General features: G+C 38.6%; 2 protein-coding genes. Both read right to left on the minus strand.

The genetic code is table 11. The features are described 5' to 3' along the window. On the minus strand, window positions 1-67 hold a 67-nt coding region (locus CVN76_RS32250), incomplete at its 3' end, for a hypothetical protein (protein ID WP_442857521.1). A gap of 238 nt (window positions 68-305) precedes the next feature. Further along, the gene (locus CVN76_RS00850; RefSeq protein WP_100530089.1) at window positions 306-911 is read right to left on the minus strand and encodes a class I SAM-dependent methyltransferase; all 606 of its coding nucleotides are present in this window, start codon (window positions 909-911) and stop codon (window positions 306-308) included. Between the last annotated feature and the right edge of the window lie 75 nt (window positions 912-986).

A 986-nucleotide genomic window follows, 5' to 3' on the forward strand; every position in this document is an offset into this window, starting at 1 on the left:
CCTCACTGATTCTTGCATAACTTCTACGTTGGCGGTGTCGTCCATACTGAACAAGTTGACCTGTCAACTGATTCACCCCTTAAATCAAGCGTTATAAGGATCCATTTGCCCCGGAAAAGAAATCCTTTCCATAGACAAAAAGAAAATGGTTTTTATTTTAAAAACCACTATTTCTCATAAAACGAACTATTATTTATATATTTTTCCCATATTATCCATTGGTTATACACCAATGGTATAAAAATTGCATAGTTACGGAATTATATATATGCATTTTATAATACTAACATAGCGAAAATTTAGAGTCAAACCTTTTTGGATAATAGTATATAGTAACCTTTCTTCTTCAACGGCACTTCAACATTTCCAAATAATTGCTCCATTTTATCCATGGCGGATGGCGCGCCTTGTTTTTTTTGAATGACCACCCATAATTCTCCACCAGCTGCCAAACTGCGATAGCCTTCTTCTAAAATTTCGTGGACTACACTTTTACCTGCGCGAATGGGAGGGTTCGTAAGAATTGCAGCGAATTGATTGGAGCCTACTTTGTCAAAACGGTCGCTTTCAAAAATCTTCACATTTGCAATCCCATTAGAAGCGGCATTTTCTTTTGACAAATCAACAGCCCTGCTATTAATATCAATCATTTCTATCGTTCTCTCGGGATAGGACGCCGCGATTGTTATTCCGATTGGCCCGTATCCGCAGCCTACATCCAGAATATTTCCATCCACAGCCTCATTAAGGGTGAAGCTCTCAACTAAAAGGCGCGATCCGAAATCGACTTCCTTTTTCGAGAATACACCATTATCACTTTTGAAGCGAAAGGTACGTCCCTTTAATGTAAAATCCCAAAATTTCGGATTGCTTACGACATCCGGTTTTTGTGAGTAGTAATGCTCTGTCAGAGTCATCTCCCCCTATCAGAAAGGAATATTGAAGATTTATGAGAGAAGATATTTGAAGAAGGGTTGCTTGCATGC

The organism is Bacillus sp. mrc49, assembly GCF_002803435.1.